This window comes from Ornithinimicrobium carbonis (assembly GCF_977012275.1).
Genome location: NZ_OZ348993.1, coordinates 3,008,138 through 3,027,954 on the forward strand (window position 1 = coordinate 3,008,138; position 19,817 = coordinate 3,027,954).

At 74.5% G+C, this 19,817-nt stretch carries 19 protein-coding genes; 4 read left to right on the forward strand and 15 right to left on the reverse strand.

What is annotated here, in order from left to right:
• Positions 1-104: 104 nt before the first annotated feature.
• Both xerD and arfB read right to left on the reverse strand, forming a co-directional pair.
• Complete coding sequence (xerD, locus tag ACWHYA_RS13835) at positions 105-1,067, reverse strand: site-specific tyrosine recombinase XerD (RefSeq protein ID WP_425942638.1); 963 nt, start codon at positions 1,065-1,067, stop codon at positions 105-107.
• The gene (arfB, locus tag ACWHYA_RS13840; protein WP_425942639.1) at positions 1,064-1,519 is read right to left on the reverse strand and encodes an alternative ribosome rescue aminoacyl-tRNA hydrolase ArfB; all 456 of its coding nucleotides are present in this window, start codon (positions 1,517-1,519) and stop codon (positions 1,064-1,066) included. The genes xerD and arfB overlap by 4 nt, the downstream gene beginning before the upstream one ends.
• A 142-nt stretch (positions 1,520-1,661) precedes the next feature.
• Between arfB and ACWHYA_RS13845 the strand changes: the two genes are divergently transcribed.
• Positions 1,662-2,267 carry a hypothetical protein gene (locus ACWHYA_RS13845; protein ID WP_425942640.1) on the forward strand — a complete coding sequence of 202 codons (606 nt, stop codon included), beginning with the start codon at positions 1,662-1,664 and terminating at the stop codon, positions 2,265-2,267.
• Between the two features lie 16 nt (positions 2,268-2,283).
• Here ACWHYA_RS13845 and hisIE read toward each other — a convergent pair whose 3' ends face one another.
• From hisIE to ACWHYA_RS13890, 9 genes are read right to left on the reverse strand one after another with little or no spacing between them, the layout of a single operon-like run.
• Positions 2,284-2,958 (reverse strand): bifunctional phosphoribosyl-AMP cyclohydrolase/phosphoribosyl-ATP diphosphatase HisIE, encoded by a 675-nt coding sequence (gene hisIE / locus ACWHYA_RS13850; RefSeq protein WP_425942641.1) that lies wholly within the window; start codon positions 2,956-2,958, stop codon positions 2,284-2,286.
• The gene (gene hisF / locus ACWHYA_RS13855) at positions 2,955-3,749 is read right to left on the reverse strand and encodes an imidazole glycerol phosphate synthase subunit HisF (RefSeq protein ID WP_425942642.1); all 795 of its coding nucleotides are present in this window, start codon (positions 3,747-3,749) and stop codon (positions 2,955-2,957) included. The genes hisIE and hisF overlap by 4 nt, the downstream gene beginning before the upstream one ends.
• On the reverse strand, positions 3,746-4,543 hold the full coding sequence (gene hisA / locus ACWHYA_RS13860) for a 1-(5-phosphoribosyl)-5-[(5-phosphoribosylamino)methylideneamino]imidazole-4-carboxamide isomerase (RefSeq protein WP_425942643.1): 798 nt from the start codon (positions 4,541-4,543) through the stop codon (positions 3,746-3,748). Before hisA ends, hisF begins: the two co-directional genes overlap by 4 nt.
• Positions 4,540-5,154 (reverse strand): imidazole glycerol phosphate synthase subunit HisH, encoded by a 615-nt coding sequence (gene hisH / locus ACWHYA_RS13865; protein WP_425942644.1) that lies wholly within the window; start codon positions 5,152-5,154, stop codon positions 4,540-4,542. The genes hisA and hisH overlap by 4 nt, the downstream gene beginning before the upstream one ends.
• Positions 5,151-6,251: a bifunctional histidinol-phosphatase/imidazoleglycerol-phosphate dehydratase HisB gene (hisB, locus tag ACWHYA_RS13870; RefSeq protein WP_425942645.1), complete on the reverse strand. Its 1,101-nt coding sequence runs from the start codon at positions 6,249-6,251 to the stop codon at positions 5,151-5,153. Before hisB ends, hisH begins: the two co-directional genes overlap by 4 nt.
• On the reverse strand, positions 6,248-7,354 hold the full coding sequence (gene hisC, locus ACWHYA_RS13875) for a histidinol-phosphate transaminase (protein WP_425942646.1): 1,107 nt from the start codon (positions 7,352-7,354) through the stop codon (positions 6,248-6,250). Before hisC ends, hisB begins: the two co-directional genes overlap by 4 nt.
• Positions 7,351-8,667: a histidinol dehydrogenase gene (gene hisD / locus ACWHYA_RS13880; protein ID WP_425942647.1), complete on the reverse strand. Its 1,317-nt coding sequence runs from the start codon at positions 8,665-8,667 to the stop codon at positions 7,351-7,353. The genes hisC and hisD overlap by 4 nt, the downstream gene beginning before the upstream one ends.
• Positions 8,664-9,599, reverse strand: coding sequence for an ATP phosphoribosyltransferase (gene hisG, locus ACWHYA_RS13885; protein WP_431473794.1), 936 nt, complete (start codon positions 9,597-9,599; stop codon positions 8,664-8,666). The genes hisD and hisG overlap by 4 nt, the downstream gene beginning before the upstream one ends.
• Positions 9,600-9,642: 43 nt before the next feature.
• A complete protein-coding gene (locus ACWHYA_RS13890; protein ID WP_425942649.1) occupies positions 9,643-9,993 on the reverse strand; it encodes a YerC/YecD family TrpR-related protein in 351 nt (116 codons plus the stop codon).
• A gap of 143 nt (positions 9,994-10,136) precedes the next feature.
• Between ACWHYA_RS13890 and ACWHYA_RS13895 the strand changes: the two genes are divergently transcribed.
• Positions 10,137-10,841, forward strand: coding sequence for a peptidylprolyl isomerase (locus ACWHYA_RS13895; protein WP_425942650.1), 705 nt, complete (start codon positions 10,137-10,139; stop codon positions 10,839-10,841).
• 25 nt (positions 10,842-10,866) lie between these two features.
• On the opposite strand, the gene hisS is transcribed toward ACWHYA_RS13895, so the two are convergent.
• Positions 10,867-12,270, reverse strand: coding sequence for a histidine--tRNA ligase (gene hisS, locus ACWHYA_RS13900; protein ID WP_425942651.1), 1,404 nt, complete (start codon positions 12,268-12,270; stop codon positions 10,867-10,869).
• Positions 12,271-12,279: 9 nt separating this feature from the next.
• The gene (locus ACWHYA_RS13905; protein WP_425942652.1) at positions 12,280-12,972 is read right to left on the reverse strand and encodes an MBL fold metallo-hydrolase; all 693 of its coding nucleotides are present in this window, start codon (positions 12,970-12,972) and stop codon (positions 12,280-12,282) included.
• A 145-nt stretch (positions 12,973-13,117) separates the two neighbouring features.
• Here ACWHYA_RS13905 and ACWHYA_RS13910 point away from each other — a divergent pair, with 145 nt between their 5' ends.
• Both ACWHYA_RS13910 and ACWHYA_RS13915 read left to right on the forward strand, forming a co-directional pair.
• Positions 13,118-15,055: a DUF349 domain-containing protein gene (locus tag ACWHYA_RS13910; RefSeq protein ID WP_425942653.1), complete on the forward strand. Its 1,938-nt coding sequence runs from the start codon at positions 13,118-13,120 to the stop codon at positions 15,053-15,055.
• Complete coding sequence (locus ACWHYA_RS13915) at positions 15,055-16,386, forward strand: M18 family aminopeptidase (RefSeq protein ID WP_425942654.1); 1,332 nt, start codon at positions 15,055-15,057, stop codon at positions 16,384-16,386. The genes ACWHYA_RS13910 and ACWHYA_RS13915 overlap by 1 nt, the downstream gene beginning before the upstream one ends.
• Before the next feature lie 471 nt (positions 16,387-16,857).
• On the opposite strand, the gene ACWHYA_RS13920 is transcribed toward ACWHYA_RS13915, so the two are convergent.
• Positions 16,858-19,182 (reverse strand): RelA/SpoT family protein, encoded by a 2,325-nt coding sequence (locus ACWHYA_RS13920; RefSeq protein ID WP_425942655.1) that lies wholly within the window; start codon positions 19,180-19,182, stop codon positions 16,858-16,860.
• 61 nt (positions 19,183-19,243) lie between these two features.
• Complete coding sequence (locus ACWHYA_RS13925; protein ID WP_425942656.1) at positions 19,244-19,816, reverse strand: adenine phosphoribosyltransferase; 573 nt, start codon at positions 19,814-19,816, stop codon at positions 19,244-19,246.
• Position 19,817: the final 1 nt, after the last annotated feature.

Sequence of the window (19,817 nt, forward strand, 5' to 3'; positions counted from 1 at the left end):
CTCGCTCGCTTCGGGTCGGCTCCCGCCGATCATGCCCGACCCTAACGGAGCGGGCGACCCGGGTATGGCGCGGTGAACCTCGACCTGAGGTCGAGACTCGGGGGTCAGGGGCCGACGACGGGGGCCCGCGCCCGGGGGTGCGCCTGGGCGTAGACCTCGCGCAGGCGCTGGGTGGAGACGTGCGTGTAGATCTGGGTGGTCGTCACCGACGCGTGACCGAGGAGCTCCTGGACGACCCGGACGTCGGCTCCTCCGTCGAGCAGGTGGGTGGCGAAAGAGTGGCGCAGCGTGTGCGGGCTGACCGTCGAGCTCAGGCCGGCCCGCTCGGCGGCGCCCTTGATCGCGGTCCACGCCGACTGGCGCGACAGGCGGCCACCGCGGACGTTGACGAACACGGCGGGGGTCCCCCGTCCGGTCCGCACCAGCTCGGGCCGGCCACGGACCAGCCAGGCGTCCAGGGCTGCCCGGGCGTGCCGGCCCATCGGGACGACGCGCTCCTTGCGGCCCTTGCCGAAGAGCCGCACCACCCCCCCGGTGCCGTCCTCGGTCCGGCCCAGCTCCAGGTCGTCCAGGTCGAGGGCGATCGCCTCGCTGACCCGGGCCCCGCAGCCGTAGAGGACCTCCAGCAGGGCGCGGTCGCGCAGCGCCGACGGCGTGTCCCCCACGGCCGCCGCCTGGAGCAGCCGTTCCACCTGGTCGAGGGGCAGCGCCGTCGGCAGCCGTCGCGGCGGGGTGGGCGGCGACACCTCCCGGGCCGGGTCGTCGGGGCTCTCCCCCTCCAGCGCCAGGAAGGTGTGCAGGCCCCGGACGGCGACCACCGCGCGGGCGGCCGAGGTGGCCGCCAGCGGGGCGTGCTCCTCGTCCCCCGCCCGCAGGTGGGCGAGGAACTCGGTGACGTGCCGCTCCCGCACCTCGGCGGGCGAGGTGACCTCCTGGGCGGCGAGGAAGTCGAGGTAGCGGCCCAGGTCCCGCCGGTAGGCGCGCAGCGTGTGCTCCGAGCGGCCCCGCTCCACCCGCAGGTGGTCCAGCCACCCGTCGGCCGCGAGCCTCAGGGCCGTCGCGTTCACGGCTGCTCACCGGGCCCCGGCCGCCGCCGGGCCCGCTTGACGGAGGCGCGGTGCTCCTTGCCCCGCAGCCGGCGCTCGACGGACCCCCGGGTGGGCCGGGTCGGTCGGCGGCGGCGCGCGGGGGCCGCGGTCGCCTCCCGGAGCAGCTGGGCGAGCCGGCGCCGGGCCTCCCGGCGGTTGTCCAGCTGACGCCGGTGCTCGGAGGCGACGACGGTCAGGACGCCGTCGACGAGGCGGGCGCCCAGCCGGGAGACCGCCCGGTCGCGCAGGTCGGGCGGCAGCGAGGGGCTGGCGGCGACGTCGAGGCACAGCTCCACCCTCGAGTCGGTCGTGTTCACGCCCTGCCCGCCCGGCCCCGAGGAGCGGCTGAAGCGTTCGACCAGCTCGGCGGCGGGCACGACGACCCGGTCGGAGACGACCAGGTCGGCGGTCACGTCCGGACGGGGGCTCACCGGTCCACTCTGCCACGCCCGCCCGGGCGTCCCGCCCGGTCCGGCCGACCGGGCCTCCCGTCCGGGCCTCCCGCCCGGTCCGGCCGACCGCCGGGTCGGTGCCGACCCGGCACGGTGGGTGCCGACGGGTGAGACTGTGCCCATGCGCCTCTACGCCGACGCCCCCGCCCGCCGCGCCCGGCAGGTGGGCGCCGACCTCTTCGTCCTGGGCTGGGTGCTCGCCTGGGTCCTGGTGGGCCGGTGGGTCTTCGACCTCGTGATGACCCTGGCCCGGCCGGCGGTCCCGCTGCGCAGCGCGGGCACCGGGCTGAGCGACCGGATGGAGGACGTCGCCGGACGGATCGGGGAGGTTCCGCTGCTCGGTGACCGCCTGGACGCCCCGTTCATCGGTGCCGCCGCCGTCGGGGACGACCTGGTGAGCGCCGGCGACCAGCTCGAGGCCTCGGTCCGCACGGTGGCCTGGGTGGTCTCCCTGCTCAGCGCCGGGACCCCGGTGCTGCTCGTCGTCCTGGCCTGGGGGCTGCTGCGGCTGGTCTGGGTGCGGCGGGCGGCCTCCCTGGGCCGCGAGGTCTCCGACCCGGAGTCCCAACAGCTGCTCGCGCTGCGTGCCCTGGTCCGTCAGCCCCCCCGCCGCCTCCAGCAGCTCCACCCCGACCCGGTGGCGGCCTTCCGCTCCGGTGACCCCGACGTGCTCCGCGGGCTGGCCGACCTCGAGCTGTCCGAGCTGGGGCTGCGCACGCGGCCCTGACGGCCCCCGCGGGCTCTCAGCCGTGGCGTCGGCGCAGGACGTCCTCCACGTCGGCGAGCGACAGGTCCCGGGAGCGCAGCAGCACCAGCAGGTGGTAGAGCAGGTCGGCGGACTCCCCCAGCAGCGCCTCGTCGTCCTGGGCCACCGCGGCGAGCGCCGTCTCCACGCCCTCCTCCCCCACCTTCTGGGCGATGCGGCGCACGCCCCCGGCGAACAGCCGGGTGGTGTAGGACCCCTCCGGCAGCTCCTGGTGGCGCTGGGCGACGACCTCGTCGAGCACGGGCAGGAAGGGCCGGGGTGCCTGCGCACGGGCGCCGTCGAAGCAGGTCCGGTCCCCCGTGTGGCAGGTCGGCCCGGCCGGCACGGCGGAGATCAGCAGGGTGTCCCGGTCGCAGTCGACGTCGACGGCCACGACCTGCAGCGTGTTGCCGCTGGTCTCCCCCTTCGTCCACGGTCCGCCCCGGCTGCGGCTGCGGAAGGTCGCCAGTCCCGTCCGCAGCGTGGTCTCCACGGCCTGGGCGTCGAGGAAGCCGACCATGAGCACCTCGCGGGTGTCCACGTCCTGGACCACCCCGGGCACCAGGCCCCCGGCCTTGGCGAAGTCGAGGTCCTCCACCCTGAGGCCGGCACCCAGACGCAGGGGCTGCCCGGGCTGCCCGGGCTGCCCCGCTGCCCCCTCCCCGGTGCTCACGCCGCCGCCTCCGGGGCGCGCACCTCGACACCGGCCGCGGCCAGGGTCGTCTTCAGCTGCGGGATCGGCAGCGAGCCGTCGTGGAAGACGGTGGCGGCCAGGGCGCCGTCGACGTCGGCCTCCCGGAACACCTCCACGAAGTGCTCGGCCGTCCCCGCACCGCCGCTGGCCACGAGGGGCACCCCGCAGACCGCCCGGACCGCGGAGAGCTGCTCCACGTCATACCCCGAGCGCACCCCGTCCGAGCCCATGCAGTTGAGCACGACCTCCCCGGCCCCGAGCTCCTGCATCCGGCGCACCCAGTCCAGGGTGCCCACGGGTAGGGCGCGGGTCGCCTCGGGGTCGCCGGTGAACTGCCGGATCCGCCAGGTGCCGTCCTTGTCGCGCAGGCTGTCCACGCCGACGACGACGCACTGGACGCCGAACGCCCCGGCCAGCTCCGAGACCAGCTCGGGCCGCTGCGTGGCCGGCGTGTTGACCGAGATCTTGTCCGCCCCGGCGTGGAGCACCGCCCGGGCCGTGTCCACCGAGCGGATGCCGCCGGCGACGCAGAAGGGGATGTCGATGGCTCGGGCGACCCGGCGCACCCACTCCACGTCGACGCCGCGTCCCTGGGGGCTGGCGGTGATGTCGTAGAAGACGAGCTCGTCGGCGCCCTCCTCGGCGTAGCGGGTGGCCAGCTCGACGATGTCGCCCATGTCCCGGTGGTCGCGGAAGCGGGTGCCCTTGACGACGCGGCCGTCGCGCACGTCGAGGCAGGGGATGATGCGGCGGGCCAGCGTGGTGCTCACAGGCCCTCCTCGGCGATCGCGTCGCCCACGGTGAGGCGTCCCTCGAGGAGGGCCTTGCCCAGGATGATCCCGGCCGTGCCGGTGCGCCGGGCGGCCCGGACGTCGTCCACGTTGCGGGCGCCGCCGGAGGCCTGCACCTGCAGGTGGGGGGCCGAGCGGGTGAGCATCGTGTAGAGGTGGAAGTTGGGCCCCGAGAGCGTCCCGTCCCGGCCGATGTCGGTGCAGAGCACGTGCCGCAGGCCCGAGCCGTCGTAGCGGTGCAGGCAGGTGATGAGGTCCTGCTCCCCGACCGAGGTCCAGCCCGCCACGGGCAGGACCCAGCGGCCGTCGTCGGAGGTGCGGGTGTCGAGCGCGACGGTCAGCTGCTCGGGCCCGAAGCGGTCGAGCCAGCCCGAGACCGTCTCCGGCTCGCGCACGGCCAGCGACCCGACGACGACGCGGGTGGCCCCCGCGTCCAGCAGTCGCTGCACGTCCTCGGCGCTGCGCACCCCGCCACCGGTCTGCACCATCAGGCCGGTGGTGTCCACGATCCGGGTCAGCGTCTCCCCCAGCGTGTAGTCCCCCGCCCGGGCGGCGTCCAGGTCGACGAGGTGCAGCCAGCGCGCGCCGCCCCGGGCGTAGTTCTCGGCGACGGCCACCGGGTCGTCGGTGTAGCGGGTCTCCTGGTCGTAGTCGCCGCGCAGGAGCCGCACCACGGCACCGCCGCGGACGTCGATCGCCGGGTAGACGGTGAACGGGCGGGCGGTGGTCACAGCGGTCTCACTCCGGACGTCGTCGGTGGGGTCGGTCGTCATCGGTCGATCTCCAGCAGGAAGTTTCGCAGAAGGCGGGCCCCGACCCGACCCGAACGCTCCGGGTGGAACTGGGCGCCCCAGCGCAAGCCGGCGCGCACCACCGCCGAGAAGGTGGTCCCGTGGGTCGTGGAGGCCAGGGTCGAGGGGCCGACGGGGGCGGCGAAGGAGTGCACGAAGTAGGCCCGCTCCCCCGGGTCGATCCCGGCCAGGAGCGGGTCCTGCACGAGGTCGTCGAGGCGGTTCCAGCCCATGTGCGGCACCCGCACGCCCGGCGCGGCCGGGATGGGCACGACCTCGCCCGGGACCAGCCCGAGGGTGGTGGTGCCGCCGTCCTCGGCGGAGCGGTCGAAGAGCAGCTGCATCCCGAGGCAGACGCCCAGCAGGGGTGCCTGCACCTGGCGGAGCACATCCTCCAGGCCCGACCCGCGCAGCCGGGCCATCCCGGCCCCCGCCGCGCCCACCCCGGGCAGGACCACGCGGTCGGCCGCCAGGATCTCGGCGGGGTCGGCGGTCAGGCGGGGCGCGGCCCCCAGCCGCTCGAGCGCGTAGCTGACCGAGCCGATGTTCGTGCCGCCGCCGTCGACGAGGGCCACCCGCAGGGGCGGGCTCACAGGACGCCCTTGGTGGAGGGCAGCTCGGTGGCGTCGCCCTGGCGGGCGATGGCCATCCGCAGGGCGCGGGCCACGGCCTTGAAACCGACCTCGACCTGGTGGTGGGTGTTGGTGCCGAGCACGCTCAGGTGCAGCGTGCAGCGCGTGGCGTCGGCGAAGGAGCGCCAGAAGTGCTCGACCATCTCGGTGGGGAACTCCCCCACGTGGGACCGGTCGAAGGAGCCCTCGTAGAGGAAGAACGGCCGGCCCGACAGGTCGATCGAGGCGCTGGCCCGCGCCTCGTCCATGGGCAGGGTGAAGCCGTAGCGGCCGATCCCCCGCTTGTCGCCCAGGGCCGTGCGGACCGCCTCGCCGACGGCCAGCGCCACGTCCTCGATCGTGTGGTGGTCGTCGATGTGCAGGTCGCCGTCGCAGCGGACGGTCATCGAGAAGCCGCCGTGCTTGGCCAGCTGGTCGAGCATGTGGTCGAAGAAGCCGAGGCCGGTCCGCGCGTCGGCGCCCCCCGGCCGGTCGAGGTCGACGTCGACGCTGATCCGCGTCTCGGCGGTGTTCCGGTCCACGTGCGCCGTCCGCGGCCGGTCGGCCAGGGCGTGGGCGATGTCCGCCCACGTCGTGGTCGGGGTCCCCTCGGGGGTGGCCACCGAGGGCAGCAGGTAGGTGGGGATGCCCAGGTTCTCTCCGAACTGCCGGTCGGTGTCCCGGTCGCCCACCATGACGCTGCGGCCCCAGTCCACGCCCGTGTCCTTGAGCAGGTGGACCACCATGCCGATGCCCGGCTTGCGGGTCCAGGGCGCGTCCGGCCCGGCCGGGTGCGGGTCGACGAGGACCTCGCGGAAGCGCACGCCCTGGCTGGTGAGGATCTGCATGAGCAGCCCGTGGGCGGCCTCGAAGCTCTCCTGCGGGAAGGCCTCGGTGCCCAGGCCGTCCTGGTTGCTGACCATGACCAGGTCGTAGCCGGCGTCCTGGATGCGCAGCAGCGCCGGGATCACGCCCTCCACCAGACGCAGCTTGGCCAGGTCGTCGACCTGGAAGTCGTCCGGCTCGGCGATGATCGTCCCGTCGCGGTCGACGAGGCAGAGGGGGCGGGCGGTGCTCATGCGGTGGTCTCCCTGAGGGCGGTGTCGAGGGCGGTCATCTCGTCGGCGGTGCCGACGGTGATCCGCAGGGCGTCGTGCAGGCCGGGCTGGTGCCGCAGGTCGCGGACCACGATCCCGGCCGAGGCGAGAGTATGGAGCAGCGCACCGGGGTCGTCGGAGCGGACGAGGAGGAAGTTGGCGTCGGTGGCGTAGACCGCGCGGACGCCCGGGACCTCGCGCAGCCGCCGGACCACGACGTCGCGCAGCCGCAGGGTCTGCAGCACCCGCCGGCGGGTGGCCTCCAGGGCGGCCGGGGCCAGCGCCTCCAGGCCGAGCCGGGCCACGGGCACCGGCACCGGGTAGGGCGCCTGCACCCGGCGCAGGACGGTGGCCAGGTCGGGGTGGGCCAGCCCGATGCCGATCCGCGCCCCGGCCAGGCCGTGCGCCTTGGACAGGGTGCGCAGCACGACCAGGGTGGGGTGCTCCTCCAGCAGGGCGACGGCGGAGCGCTGCTCGGCGTACTCCCCGTAGGCCTCGTCGACCACGACGACGGCCCGGTCGGCGACCGCCTCGACGAGGGCGGCGAGGTCGCGAAGCGGGACGACGGTCCCGGTCGGGTTCCCCGGCGAGGCCACGAAGACGATCCGCGCCCCGGTCTCCCGGGCCCGGGTCGCCAGCGCCCCGGTGTCGACGGTGAAGCGCGCCCCGTCGTCGACCTGGGGCACCTCGTGGACCGGCACCCCGTGGAGGCGGGCCGAGACGGCATACATCCCGAAGGTGGGCGGGGCGACGACGACGCCGTCGCCGCCGGGGCGGCACAGCGTGCGCACCAGCAGCTCGATGATCTCGTCGCTTCCCCGGCCGACGACGACCCGTCCGGGCGTCGTGGCCCACAGGTCGGCGAACGCCTCGACCAGCGCCGGGGGCTGGGGGTCGGGGTAGCGGCGGTTGGCACCCTCGGGGTCGGCGCTGCTGGCCTCACCGGACTCGTTGGCGTTCAACCAGATCGAGGCGGGCACCCCTGGTGCGCTGGTCCGTGCGGAGGAGTAGCCGGCGAAGTCGCGCAGGTCCTCCCGGACGAGGTGGGCGGGGAACGGGGCGGTGCCCTCGGAGCCGTCGCTCACGGTGCCGCCCCCGCTCCGGTGAGGCGCGCGAGCCGCCGCGTGACGGCCCGCTGGTGGGCGTAGAGCTGCTCGGCCTCCGAGAGGGTCACCGCGCACGGGCCCACCGCGGCCAGGCCCTGCGGGGTGGCCCGCTGCACGGTCATGGCGATCTGGAAGGAGGCGACGTTCACCCCGCCGGTGAACCGGGCGGCGCCGGCGGTGGGGAGCACGTGGTTGGTCCCCGAGCAGTAGTCGCCCAGCGTCTCGGGGGTGTGGTCGCCCAGGAAGACCGACCCCGCCCGGTCGACCCGGTCCACCCAGGCGTCCGCGTCGCGCAGGGCCAGGATGAGGTGCTCGGGCGCGTAGTCGTTGGACACCTCCAGGGCGGTGTCCAGGTCGGGGGTCACGATCAGGCGGCTGGCCGCGAGCGCCTTGCGGGCCACGTCGGCCCGGGGCAGCGTCTCCACCTGGCGCTCGACCTCGGCCGCCACCCGGGCGGCCAGGTCGGCGTCGTCGGTGAGCAGCACGACCTGGCTGTCCGGCCCGTGCTCGGCCTGGCTCAGCAGGTCCGCGGCCACGAACTCCGCGTCGGCCCCCGCGTCGGCGATGACCAGGACCTCCGAGGGGCCGGCCGGCAGGTCGATGCCGGGCCCGCCCTCGGCGGTGCTGACCTGGCGCTTGGCCTCGGTCACCCAGGCGTTGCCGGGGCCGAAGATCTTGTCGACCCGCGGCACGGACTCCGTCCCGTAGGCCAGGGCGGCCACCGCCTGGGCACCTCCCACGAGGAAGACCCGGGTGATGCCGCACTCGGCGGCGGCCGCGAGCACGGCCGGGTCGGCGGTGCCGTCGGGACGGGGCGGGGTGCACAGCACGACCTCGGGGCAGCCGGCCAGCTGCGCCGGCACGCCGAGCATGAGGGCGGTCGAGGGCAGGGGGGCGGACCCGGCGGGCACGTAGAGCCCGACCCGACGCACGGGGCGCACCACCCGGCGGCACTCCACCCCGGGTGCGGTCTCCACGGCATACCCCTGCTGCATGCCCGCCTCGTGGAAGACGCGGATGCGCCCGGCGGCCTCCGAGATCGCCTCCCGCAGAACGGGGTCGAGGCCGGCGACGGCGGCGTCCCGGTCGGCGACGGAGACCTCCGGCTCGGCGACGTCGGCCCCGTCGAGGCGGGCGGTCAGCGCGCGCACGGCGGCGTCGCCGCCGGTGCGCACCTGCGCCAGGATGTCGGCGACCCCGGCCGTGACCTCGGCCCCGGCGGCGGCCGTGCCGCGGCGCAGGGCCTCCTCGCGGGCGGCCGCGTCGAGCGCGGACCAGGTGAGCACGTTCATGCCAGCATCCCCTCCACGGGCAGGACCATGAGGTTGTGCGCGCCCGCGCGCTTGAGGTCCTCGAGCTTGGACCACGGCACGGGCCCGTGCACGAGCACCTGGACGGCGACCTCGTCACGGCCGTCCACCTGGGTGACCGTCGGCTCGTGCCCGGTCGGCAGGAGGGGGCGCAGCTCCTCGAGGGAGGCACGGGCCACCCGCAGCAGGAGGAGACGGGACTCCTTGAGCTGCACCGCCCCGTCGATGCGGCGCAGCAGCAGGTCGGCGATCTCCTGACGGCCGTCGTCGAGGGTGGCCGAGGGTCCGGCGATGACCGCCTCGGAGTGCAGGATCGTGGTCACCGGACGCAGCTGGTTGGCCCGCAGGGTGCCGCCGCTGGAGACCAGGTCGCACACGACGTCGGCCTGGCCGAGGCGCGGGGCGATCTCGACCGAGCCGTTGAGCACGACGGGTTCGGCGTCGACGCCCTGCTCCTCCAGCCAGTGGGCCAGGGTCCGCGGGTAGGAGGTGGCGATCCGCAGCCCCTCCAGCTGCGCGGGGCCGGTCCACTCCTGCTCCTCCTCGATGGCCACGTCCAGGCGGCAGGCCCCCCAGCCCAGCTGGCGCCACTCGGTGAGGTCGGCCGGACGCCCGTGCGCCGCGCGCTCCAGGCGGTGCTCGACGAGGACGTTGCGGCCCACGATCCCCAGGTCGCAGACGCCGTCGGCGATCAGCCCCGGGATGTCGTCGTCGCGGACCAGGAGCAGGTCGACCGGCAGGGACTCGCCGTAGCAGAACAGCTTGTCCCGGCTCTCGCGCCAGGTGAGCCCGCACGAGGCCAGCAGGTCGCGGGCCGGCTCGCCGAGGCGGCCGGACTTCTGGATGGCCACGCGCAGACGTTCGCGTGGCTGGGCGGGCGGGGTCATGAGGGCCTTCTCGAGGAGCAGGGGCACGGGCAGGGGTATGACGTGGGGCAGGCGGGTGGGCGCGGCCGGCTCAGGCGGTGGAGGCCGCCCGCGGATGCTCGTCCCCGGCGGGCCGGCCCGCGGCCGGACGGTGCTGCAGCGCGGCGCGGTAGCCGCCGGCGCCGGCCTCCAGGCAGCGCGCGATCCGGCCCACGGTGGTCACGCTCACCCCGGTGGCCTCGTGGGCCTGCCGGTAGGACAGGCCCTGGGCGAGCAGGGGGACGACCGACCAGCGGTCGGCCAGCGCCTCGATCTCAGCAGGGGTGCACAGGTCCTGCAGGAACGCGTCCACCAGCGCAGGGTCCTGCAGGGCGGCCAGCACGGAGGTCAGGTCGGCACGGGTGCGCGAGGCACGCGTGGTGTCCCCCGGGCGCTGCTTCATCCGTGCTCCTGCCGTGCGGGTCGTGAGGTGGTGGGTAGGTGGTGGGTGCTGGGCCGCGTCGTGGTCCGACTGCTGTACCAGCGTGCTAGTACGCTAACACACCTTTCCGTGCCGTCCGGACCCACTGCCTACACTCCTTCATCGTGACCCCTCGCGCCGGCCTTGCCGCCACCCTGCCGCTGCTGCTCCTGCTCGCGGGCGGCTGCGCCGCCGACCCGGACGACGGCTCGGACGCCGCGGACGGGGCCGCCCCCGCCAGCGGGGTGACCCTGGACTGCGCCGATCCTCCGCCCCCGCCGGAGGACGTCACCGCCTTTCCCCAGGACGACCTGCCCGACCCGTGGGCCGGGGCCGAGGAGGTCACCGCGACGATCAGGACGACCTGCGGCGACCTCGTCGTCGACCTGGCCGCCGGGGCGGCTCCGCAGACGGTCGCCTCGTTCGCCTTCCTGGCCGAGCAGGGCTGGTGGGAGGACAGCCCCTGCCACCGGGTGACGACCTCGGGCATCTTCGTGCTCCAGTGCGGCGACCCGACGGGCACGGGTCGGGGCAACCCGGGCTACGGCTACGGCGTCGAGAACGCTCCGGACGACGGGCGCTACCCGCCCGGCACGCTGGCGATGGCCCGCACCCAGGACCCGGACAGCAACGGCGGCCAGTTCTTCATCGTCTACCAGGAGACCCAGCTGCCCACCCAGGGCGGCGGTTACACCGTCTTCGGCCAGGTCACGGAGGGGTTGGAGATCGTCGAGGCGGTGGCCGCCGAGGGCGCCGAGGGCGGTGCCGCCGACGGCGCACCGGCCCGGCCGGTGAGCATCCTGGAGGTCGAGGTCCGCGAGGGCGGCTGAACGCCCGCCGTCCAGGTCCGCGCGGTCAGACCAGCGGCTGGGCCAGCTCGACCCGCAGGGCCGAGACCACCTCGTCCCGGGCGACGGTGAACTGGTCCTGGCGACGCAGGTCCTTGAGGGTCACCGTGCCGTCGGCCACCTCCTGGGGACCCAGGATGGCCACGAACCGGATGCCGGCGCGGTCGGCATACCGCAGCTGCTTGCCCAGCTTGCCCCCGTCGAGCACGGCCTCGGTGTTGATCCCGCCGTGGCGCAGCTGGGAGGCCAGCGCGAGCTGGTCGTCGAGGAGGGCGGCCTCCACCTGCGGGACGAGCACCTGGACGGTGGACTCCCCTGCGGACGCCTCGACCAGGCCCGCCTCGCGCAGCTGCCAGAACAGGCGGGACAGGCCGATCGAGATGCCGACCCCGGGCAGCCGGGAGCGGGTGTACTGCCCGGCCAGGTTGTCGTAGCGCCCGCCGGAGCAGATCGACCCGATCTGCGGGTGCTCGTCCAGCGTCGTCTCGTAGACGGTGCCGGTGTAGTAGTCCAGCCCGCGGGCGATGGAGAAGTTGAGCCGGTAGTCGCTCTCGGGGACCCCCAGCGCCCGCACGAGCGTGAGCACCTCGCGCAGCTCGGCGACCCCCTCGGCGAGCGCGCTGCTGCCCCCGGAGGCCGACTCGACGGCGGCCAGGTGGGCGAGGGCGTCGTCGTGCCCCTCGGAGCGCACCTGGACGAAGGCCAGGACCTGCTCGACCACGTCGGCCGGGAGGTCGAACCCCTCTCCCGTCAGGGTGGTGCGCAGGTGTTCCTCCCCGCGCTTGTCGAGCTTGTCGACCTCCCGGAGCACCGCGGCCTGCTGCTCGGCGTCGGTGATGCCGAGGTCCTCGTAGAAGCCGCGCAGCAGCTTGCGGTTGTTGATCTGGATGGTGAAGGGCCCGATCGCCAGGTCGGTGAAGATCGCGTGGATGACGGCGGGGCACTCGGCGTCGTGGCGCACGGACAGCTCGTCCTTGCCGACGACGTCGACGTCGCACTGGTAGAACTCGCGGAACCGTCCGCGCTGGGGCCGCTCCCCCCGGTAGACCCGCTGCATCTGGTAGCGCCGGAAGGGGAAGGTCAGCTGGTGCTCGTGCTCGGCGACGTAGCGCGCCAGCGGCACCGTCAGGTCGAAGCGCAGGGCGAGCTCGGGGTATGCCGCGTCCTCGCCGCCGGCGGCGTCGCGCGCCTTCTCCAGGGCGCCGGTGGACTGGACGAAGTAGACCTGCCGTTCGGTCTCCCCGCCGGTCTTGGTCAGCAGCACGTCGGAGCGCTCGAACACCGGGGTCTCGATCGGCAGGAACCCGAACCGCTCGTAGCCGGCGCGGATGGCCTCCAGCATCCGCTGGAAGGCGACCTGCTCGCCGGGGAGCAGCTCGAGGACTCCGGAGGGGGTGCGGGGCGTGATCACGCCGCGAGTCTAGATGTTCTGCAGGAAGGGGTTGGTCGTGCGTTCCCGGGCCATGGTCGTCGCCGGTCCGTGCCCGGGCAGGACCAGCGTGGAGTCCGGCAGGGGCAGGACGCGGTCCCGCAGGGAGCGCTGCATCGCGGCCGGGTCGCCGCCCGGCAGGTCGGTGCGACCGATCGACCCGGCGAAGAGCACGTCGCCGGACAGCACGGTGCGGTCCAGGTCGTCCGCCGGGACGGCGGCGGGCAGCTCGCCCAGGCCGAAGATCACCGATCCCTCGGTGTGCCCCGGCGCGTGGCTCACGCTCACCCGCAGCCCGGCCAGCTCCAGGACCTGCTCGTCGAGCAGGTCCACGACCTGCTCCGGCTCCTGCCAGCGGGCCCGGGTGCCGAACTGCTGTTCCAGCGCCGCGACCAGTCCCGGTCCCAGGCTCGAGAGCGGATCGGTGAGCCGGTAGCGGTCCTCGGTGTGGATGTGCGCGGCGACGGTGCCGCCGCAGACCGGCGTCACGGCATACACGTGGTCCAGGTGCCCGTGCGTCAGCAGCACGGCGGCCGGGCGCAGGCGGTGCTCGCGCAGGACCTCCTGGACGCGACCCTCCACCCCGATCCCGGGATCGACGACGACGCACTCCTCCCCCTCGGCGGGGGCGAGCACGTAGCAGTTGGTCCCGAAGGCGTCGGCGACGATGCTGCGGACGAACACGTCCCCGAGCCTAGCCGGGAGGACGTGCGCCGGCCCAGTGGCACGGAGACCGTGGGCGCGTCGGACGAGGCAGGTAGGGTCGGGGTCGAACTGTCAGTCGAGCCGGCCCCGATGGCCGCGCCCGCGGTCGAGAGAGGCCACCACCGTGTCCGAGCAGCCCGTCCAGCCCGACGCCGCCCAGCCAGAGATGGAAGCGCCCGCGGAGCAGCCGATCCAGCCCGGGGCAGACGCGCCCGCGGAGCAGGCCGCCCAGCCGGAGTCGGACACGCCCGCGGAGCAGCCCGCCCAGCCGGAGGAGGACACGCCCGCGGAGCAGCCCGCCCAGCCGGAGGAGGACACGCCCGCGGAGCAGCCGATCCAGTCCGGGGCGGAGACGCCCGCGGAGCAGCCGATCCAGTCCGGGGCGGAGACGCCCGGGGAGGAGGTGGCTTCCGTCGAGCCGGAGCCGGCCACCGCCGCCCACTCCGAGCCGGAGTCCGAGACCGCCACCTCGGAGAACGCGTCCGAGGAGGCACCCGCAGAGCCCGAGCCCGAGCCCGAGCCAGGGAGCGCCACTGCTGAACCCGTCTCCGAGCCGGAGGGCACCTCCACGGCGTCAGAGCCGGAGAGCGAGCCGGCGACCGACGCGACCGAGGCCGGGTCCGACGAGGCACCGCCGGCGGATCCCGCAGAGTCACCGCAGCCCGCCCGGCCCGCCTCCCCCACGCCTACGCCCACGCCGGCCATGTTCGCGGCCCGCAGGCCCGCGGTGCCGCGCCCCCCGGCAGGCGCCGAGTCCTCCTCCTCGCCGACCACCGCGTCCCCCGCGCCGCCGGCCGAGGAGCCGACGCCGCCGAGCGACTCGGTGCGCCACGGACGGGTCGACGAGGACGGGACGGTCCACGTCCGGCTGGCCGACGGGTCCGAGCGGGCCGTGGGGTCCTACCCCGGGGCCAGCCCCGAGGAGGCGCTGGCCTACTTCGCCCGCAAGTACGACGAGCTGGGGGCGGCCGCGGACCTCCTGGCCCAGCGGCTGGCCCACACCGACGTCTCCGCGCACGACGCCCGCCAGTCCCTGGCCCACCTCAAGGAGCAGATCGGTGAGGCCCACGTCGTGGGCGACCTGGCCGCCCTCGAGGCGACCGTGGCCGGACTGGAGGAGACCGTCGCCGAGCGGTCGGCCGTCGAGGCCAGGGCACGGGCGGAGGCCAAGGCACGGGCGACGACGGAGCGTGAGGCGCTCGTCCTCGAGGCGGAGACCCTCGCGGCGACCGAGCCGGCCAAGGTGCAGTGGAAGCAGGCCAGCAACCGCATCCGCGACCTGCTCGACGAGTGGAAGGCCCACCAGCGCTCCGGACCGAGGCTGGACAAGGACGTCGAGAACGCCCTGTGGAAGCGCTTCAGCCACGCCCGCACGGCGTTCGACAAGATGCGCAAGACCTGGTTCGCCCAGCTGGACGAGGAGCACGGCCAGGCCAAGTCGGCCAAGGTGAAGCTGGTCGCCGAGGCCGAGGCCCTGTCCACGAGCACCGACTGGGGAGCCACGGCCGGCGCCTTCAAACGCCTCATGCAGGAGTGGAAGCGGGCCGGACGCGCCTCCCGCTCCGACGACGACGCCCTGTGGGCCCGTTTCAAGGCGGCCCAGGACGCCTTCTTCGACGCCAAGGACCAGGTCGTGGCGGCCGAGGAGGCGGAGTTCTCCGAGAACCTCAAGGTCAAGGAGGAGCTCCTGCGGGAGGCCGAGGCGCTGCCGGTGGACACCGAGCACCTGGACGGCACCAAGGCGGCCCTGCGGCGCATCCAGGACCGCTGGGAGGCCGCGGGCAAGGTGCCGCGGGCGGACGTGCGCCGGGTCGAGGGACGGCTGCGGGCCGTGGAGCAGAAGGTGCGTGACGTCGAGGACACGCAGTGGCAGCGCACAGACCCGGAGCTGGCCGCCCGCGCGCAGTCCATGGTCGACCAGCTCGAGCGCGGGGTCCAGGGACTGGAGTCCGACCTCGCCGCCGCGCAGGCCGCCGGGGACGAGAAGCGGATCGCCCGGCTGACCTCGGAGCTGGAGACCAAGCGCACCTGGTTGGAGTCCGCCCGGGGCGGTCTGTCCTGATGGCGGCCGCGGACCTGGCCGCGCAGGTCACCCAGGTCGCCGAGGGGCTGTGCGCCTACCTGGACGCCTCACCCTCGCCGTTCCACGCGGTCGACACCGCGGCGGCCTTGCTGAGGGCGCAGGGTTTCACCGAGGTGGCCGAGACCGACGCCACCCCGCCCGGGCCGGGCAGCTACGTGGTCCGCCGGGGCGGCTCGCTCCTGGCCTGGTCCACGGCCCACCTGGACGGCGCCGCCCGGACCGCGTCGACCCCGTTCCGGATCGTCGGCGCCCACACCGACTCCCCCAACCTGCGGGTCAAGCCCCGCCCCGACTGGGCCCGGGCCGGCTGGCAGCTGCTCGGGGTCGAGGTCTACGGCGGCGCGCTGACCAACTCCTGGCTGGACCGCGACCTGGGTCTCTCCGGACGGGTCGCCGTCCGGGACGCCGGGGCACCCGGTGGGGTCGGTCACCGGCTCTTCCGCACCGATGACCCGGTGCTGCGGGTCTCCCAGCTGGCCATCCACCTGGACCGCACGGTCCGCAGCGAGGGCCTGCAGCTCAACGACCAGCAGCACCTGGCCCCGCACTGGGGCCTGGGTGCCGGCCCCCGCTCGTTCCGCGCCTGGCTGGCCGACCTCGTCGGCACCGCGCCGGACGACCTGCTGGCCTACGACGCGATGACCCACGACCTGACCCCCGCCCGCCGGACCGGTACTGAGGGGGAACTCATCGCCTCGGGGCGGCTGGACAACCTGGCCACCAGCTACGCCGCGGTCCGCGCGATCCTGCAGGCCGTCGGCGAGCCGTCCGCCGACCCGACCGTGCCGATGATCGTCCTGTTCGACCACGAGGAGGTCGGCAGCACGTCCGAGCGCGGCGCCCAGTCGACCTTCCTGCCGGCCTGGCTGGAGCGGGTCGTCCTGGCCGCGGGGGGCACCCGGGAGGACCTGTGGCGCTCCCTCGCCGGCACGGTCGTCGCCTCGGGCGACATGGCTCACGCGACCCACCCCAACTACGCCGACCGGCACGAGCCGGAGCACCCGATCCTCATGAACGGCGGGCCGGTGCTGAAGGTCAACGCCAACCTGCGCTACGCCACCGACTCCCTGGGGGCGGCGGCCTTCGCGCTGGCCTGCGAGCAGGCCGGGGTGCCCATGCAGACCTTCGTCACCCGCTCCGACCTGCCCTGCGGCTCGACCGTGGGCCCGACGACCTCCGCCCTGACGGGTGCCACCACCGTGGACTTCGGCGCCCCGGTGCTCTCGATGCACTCGGCCCGGGAGATCTGCGGAACGCTGGACCAGGCGGGGTATGCCGCCGCGCTGGCGGCCTTCCTCGCACCAGCCTGAGCACCCGGCCAGCTCCCTGCACCTCGCGACCGCGCCGTCCGGCCGGTCTGCAGCCTTGCCGCGGGGGAGCCACCGACTCCCAACGAAGCCCAGAGATACCAGACACCCAGCGACGGCACGGCCGCCCAGACGCCCAGAGACCCGGAGGCCCAGAGACCCGGAGGCCCAGAAACCCGGAGGCCCAGAGGCCCAGAGACCCGGAGGCCCGGAGGCCCGGAGGCCCGGAGGCCCGGACGATCGTTGCGGCGTGTCGCGTGTTGCGAGAGCCGCGCCAGGGACCCCGACACGCCGCAGCGGCGGCGCACGGTGCACGACACGCCGTAGCCTCGTCGCCACCACCGGCCCGCGCCCACCGGCCCGCGCCCACCGGCCGGCGCCACCACCGGCCCGCGCCCACCGGCCGGCGCCCCCGCTCGGGCCGACGCCCCGGAGGCCGGCTTCTCTGCCGGTCAGCCAGGAGAGCCAGGAGAGTCAGGCCGAGCGGCCGCGCCGGTGCGGGTCGGTGCTCGTCGTGCCGGTGATCCGGTAGGCGTCCAGCACCCCGGGCACCCGGCGAACGGCCCGGATGACCGACTCCAGGTGGGAGGGGTCGGCCATCTCGAAGGAGAACTTGCTCAGCGCCACCCGGTCGCGGCCGGTCTGCACCGACGCCGAGAGGATGTTGACGTGCTGGTCGGAGAGCACCCGGGTGACGTCGGAGAGCAGCCGGGACCGGTCCAGCGCCTCCACCTGCAGGTTGACCAGGAACAGGCTGCTGGCCGACGGGGCCCACGCCACCGGGATGATCCGCTCGGGGTGCTGCTGCAGCTGCTGGGCGTTGGTGCAGTCGGTCCGGTGCACCGACACCCCCCGGCCGTGGGTCACGAACCCCATGATCGGGTCGCCGGGCACGGGGGTGCAGCACTTGGCCAGCTTGACCCACACGTCGTTGGTGCCCACGACCGTCACCCCGGGGTCGGTGTGCGCCACCCGGCCCCGCCGCGGTCGGGTGGCCTCGGCCAGGTCCTCCTCGGTGCCGTCCTCGCCGCCCAGCGTGGCGGTGAGCTGCTTGACGACGTGCTGGGCCGAGACGTGTTTCTCCCCCACGGCGGCGTAGAGGCCCTCGATGTCCTTGTAGCCCAGGTCGCCGGCCACGGCCGACAGCGTGTCGTGCGACATCAGCCGCTGGAGCGGGGCGTTCTGCTTGCGCAGCACCTTGGCGATCTGGTCGCGGCCGGACTCGACCATCTCCTCGCGCCGCTCGCGGGTGAACCACTGCCGGATCTTGTTGCGGGCCCGGGCGCTCTTGACGAAGCTGAGCCAGTCCCGGCTCGGCCCGGCCTCCTGGGCCTTGCTCGTGATGATCTCGACGACGTCGCCGTTGGACAGCTCGGAGTCCAGCGGGACCAGCTTGCCGTTGACCCGCCCGCCCACGCAGCGGTGGCCCACCTCGGTGTGCACGGCGTAGGCGAAGTCGACGGGCGTGGCCCCGGCCGGCAGCGCCATGACGTCGCCGCCAGGCGTGAAGACGTAGACCTCGGCCGCGCCGATCTCGAAGCGCAGGGAGTCGAGGAACTCCCCCGGGTCGGAGGTCTCCCGCTGCCACTCCAGCAGCTGGCGCAGCCACTGCATACCCTCCAGGGCCCCGGGGGCACCGTCCTGGCCGGCGACGGCGCGCGTCCCGTCCGGGGACTGCTCCTTGTACTTCCAGTGGGCGGCCACGCCGTACTCCGCGCGGCGGTGCATCTGGTGGGTGCGGATCTGGATCTCCACCGGCTTGCCCTCGGGGCCGATGACCGTGGTGTGCAGCGACTGGTACATGTTGAACTTGGGCATCGCGATGTAGTCCTTGAACCGCCCCGGCACCGGGTTCCACCGGTTGTGCAGCGCCCCGAGCACCGCGTAGCAGTCCTGGATGGAGTCCACGAGCACGCGCACGCCGAGCAGGTCGTAGATCTTGTCGAAGTCGTGCCCCCGCACGATCATCTTCTGGTAGACCGAGTAGTAGTGCTTGGGGCGCCCGGTGATCGTGGCCCGGATCTTGCTGGCCCGCAGCTCCTCGTTGATCTCCTGCCGGATCGTGGCGAGCAGCTCCTCGCGCGCCGGTGCCCGCTCGGCCACCATCCGCACGATCTCGTCGTAGACCTTGGGGTAGAGCTGGGCGAAGGCCAGGTCCTCCAGCTCCCACTTGATCGTGTTCATCCCCAGCCGGTGCGCCAGCGGGGCGTAGATCTCCAGGGTCTCGGCGGCCTTGCGGGCGGCCGACTCCGGCGACACGTAGCGCCACGTGCGCGCGTTGTGCACCCGGTCGGCCAGCTTGATGACCAGCACCCGGATGTCCTTGGCCATGGCCACGACCATCTTGCGCACGGTCTCGGACTGCGCGGCCTCGCCGTAGGTGACCTTGTCCAGCTTGGTGACGCCGTCGACCATCATCGCGATCTCGTCGCCGAAGTCGGTGCGCAGCTGGTCCAGGGAGTATGCCGTGTCCTCCACCGTGTCGTGCAGGAGCGCCGCGGCGATCGTGGAGGGGGTCATCCCCAGCTCGGCCAGGATCGTGGCCACCGCGAGGGGGTGGGTGATGTAGGCGTCGCCGCTCTTGCGCCGCTGCCCGCGGTGGGCCTCCTCGGCCACCGCGTAGGCCCGCTGGATGAGCGAGAGGTCCGCCTTGGGGTGGGTCGCCCGGACCGAGCGCAGCAGCGGCTCGACGGCCGGGTTGGCGCTGGCGGTGCGCACCCCTCCCAGGCGGGCCCAGCGCGGGCGCAGGCCTCCCCCGGCCCTGGCGGGCGGGTGGGGCGGGGCGGCGCCGTCGGTCATGTCCAGATCATAGTTGCCGTGCCGGGGGACGGACCGCGGCCCGCCGGGTGGCCTGCAGCGCTCAGATGGTGACGGTCGAGCGGACGTCGTAGCGGGTCAGCTTCTCGCGGCCCTGCAGCGGGCCGATCTCCAGGACCAGCTCGATCGCCGCGACGCTGGCCCCGCAGCGCTCGACCAGCTCGCAGGTGGCGGCCAGGGTGCCCCCGGTGGCGAGCACGTCGTCGACGACCAGTACCCGCTCCCCGTGGGACACCGCGTCCTGGTGGATCTCCAGGGTCGCGGTGCCGTACTCGAGCGAGTAGGACTGCGCGTGCACGGCCGAGGGCAGCTTGCCCTCCTTGCGCACCGGGACGAAGCCGACCCCCAGCTCGTGCGCGATGACGGCCCCCAGGATGAATCCCCGCGCCTCGATCCCGGCGACCACGTCGACCTGGCCGCGTCGACGCTCGACGACGTCGGCGATGATCCGCGACCGCAGCGGGTGGTCGAGGAGGACGGGCGTGAAGTCCTTGAACACCACCCCGTTGACGGGGAAGTCGGGGATGTCCCGCAGCCCCGCCAGCACGTCCGACGCCAGTCCGGGGTCGCTGCTGCGTCCGTCGGCGCCGTCGTCGGCGCGCTCGAGGGTGCTCATG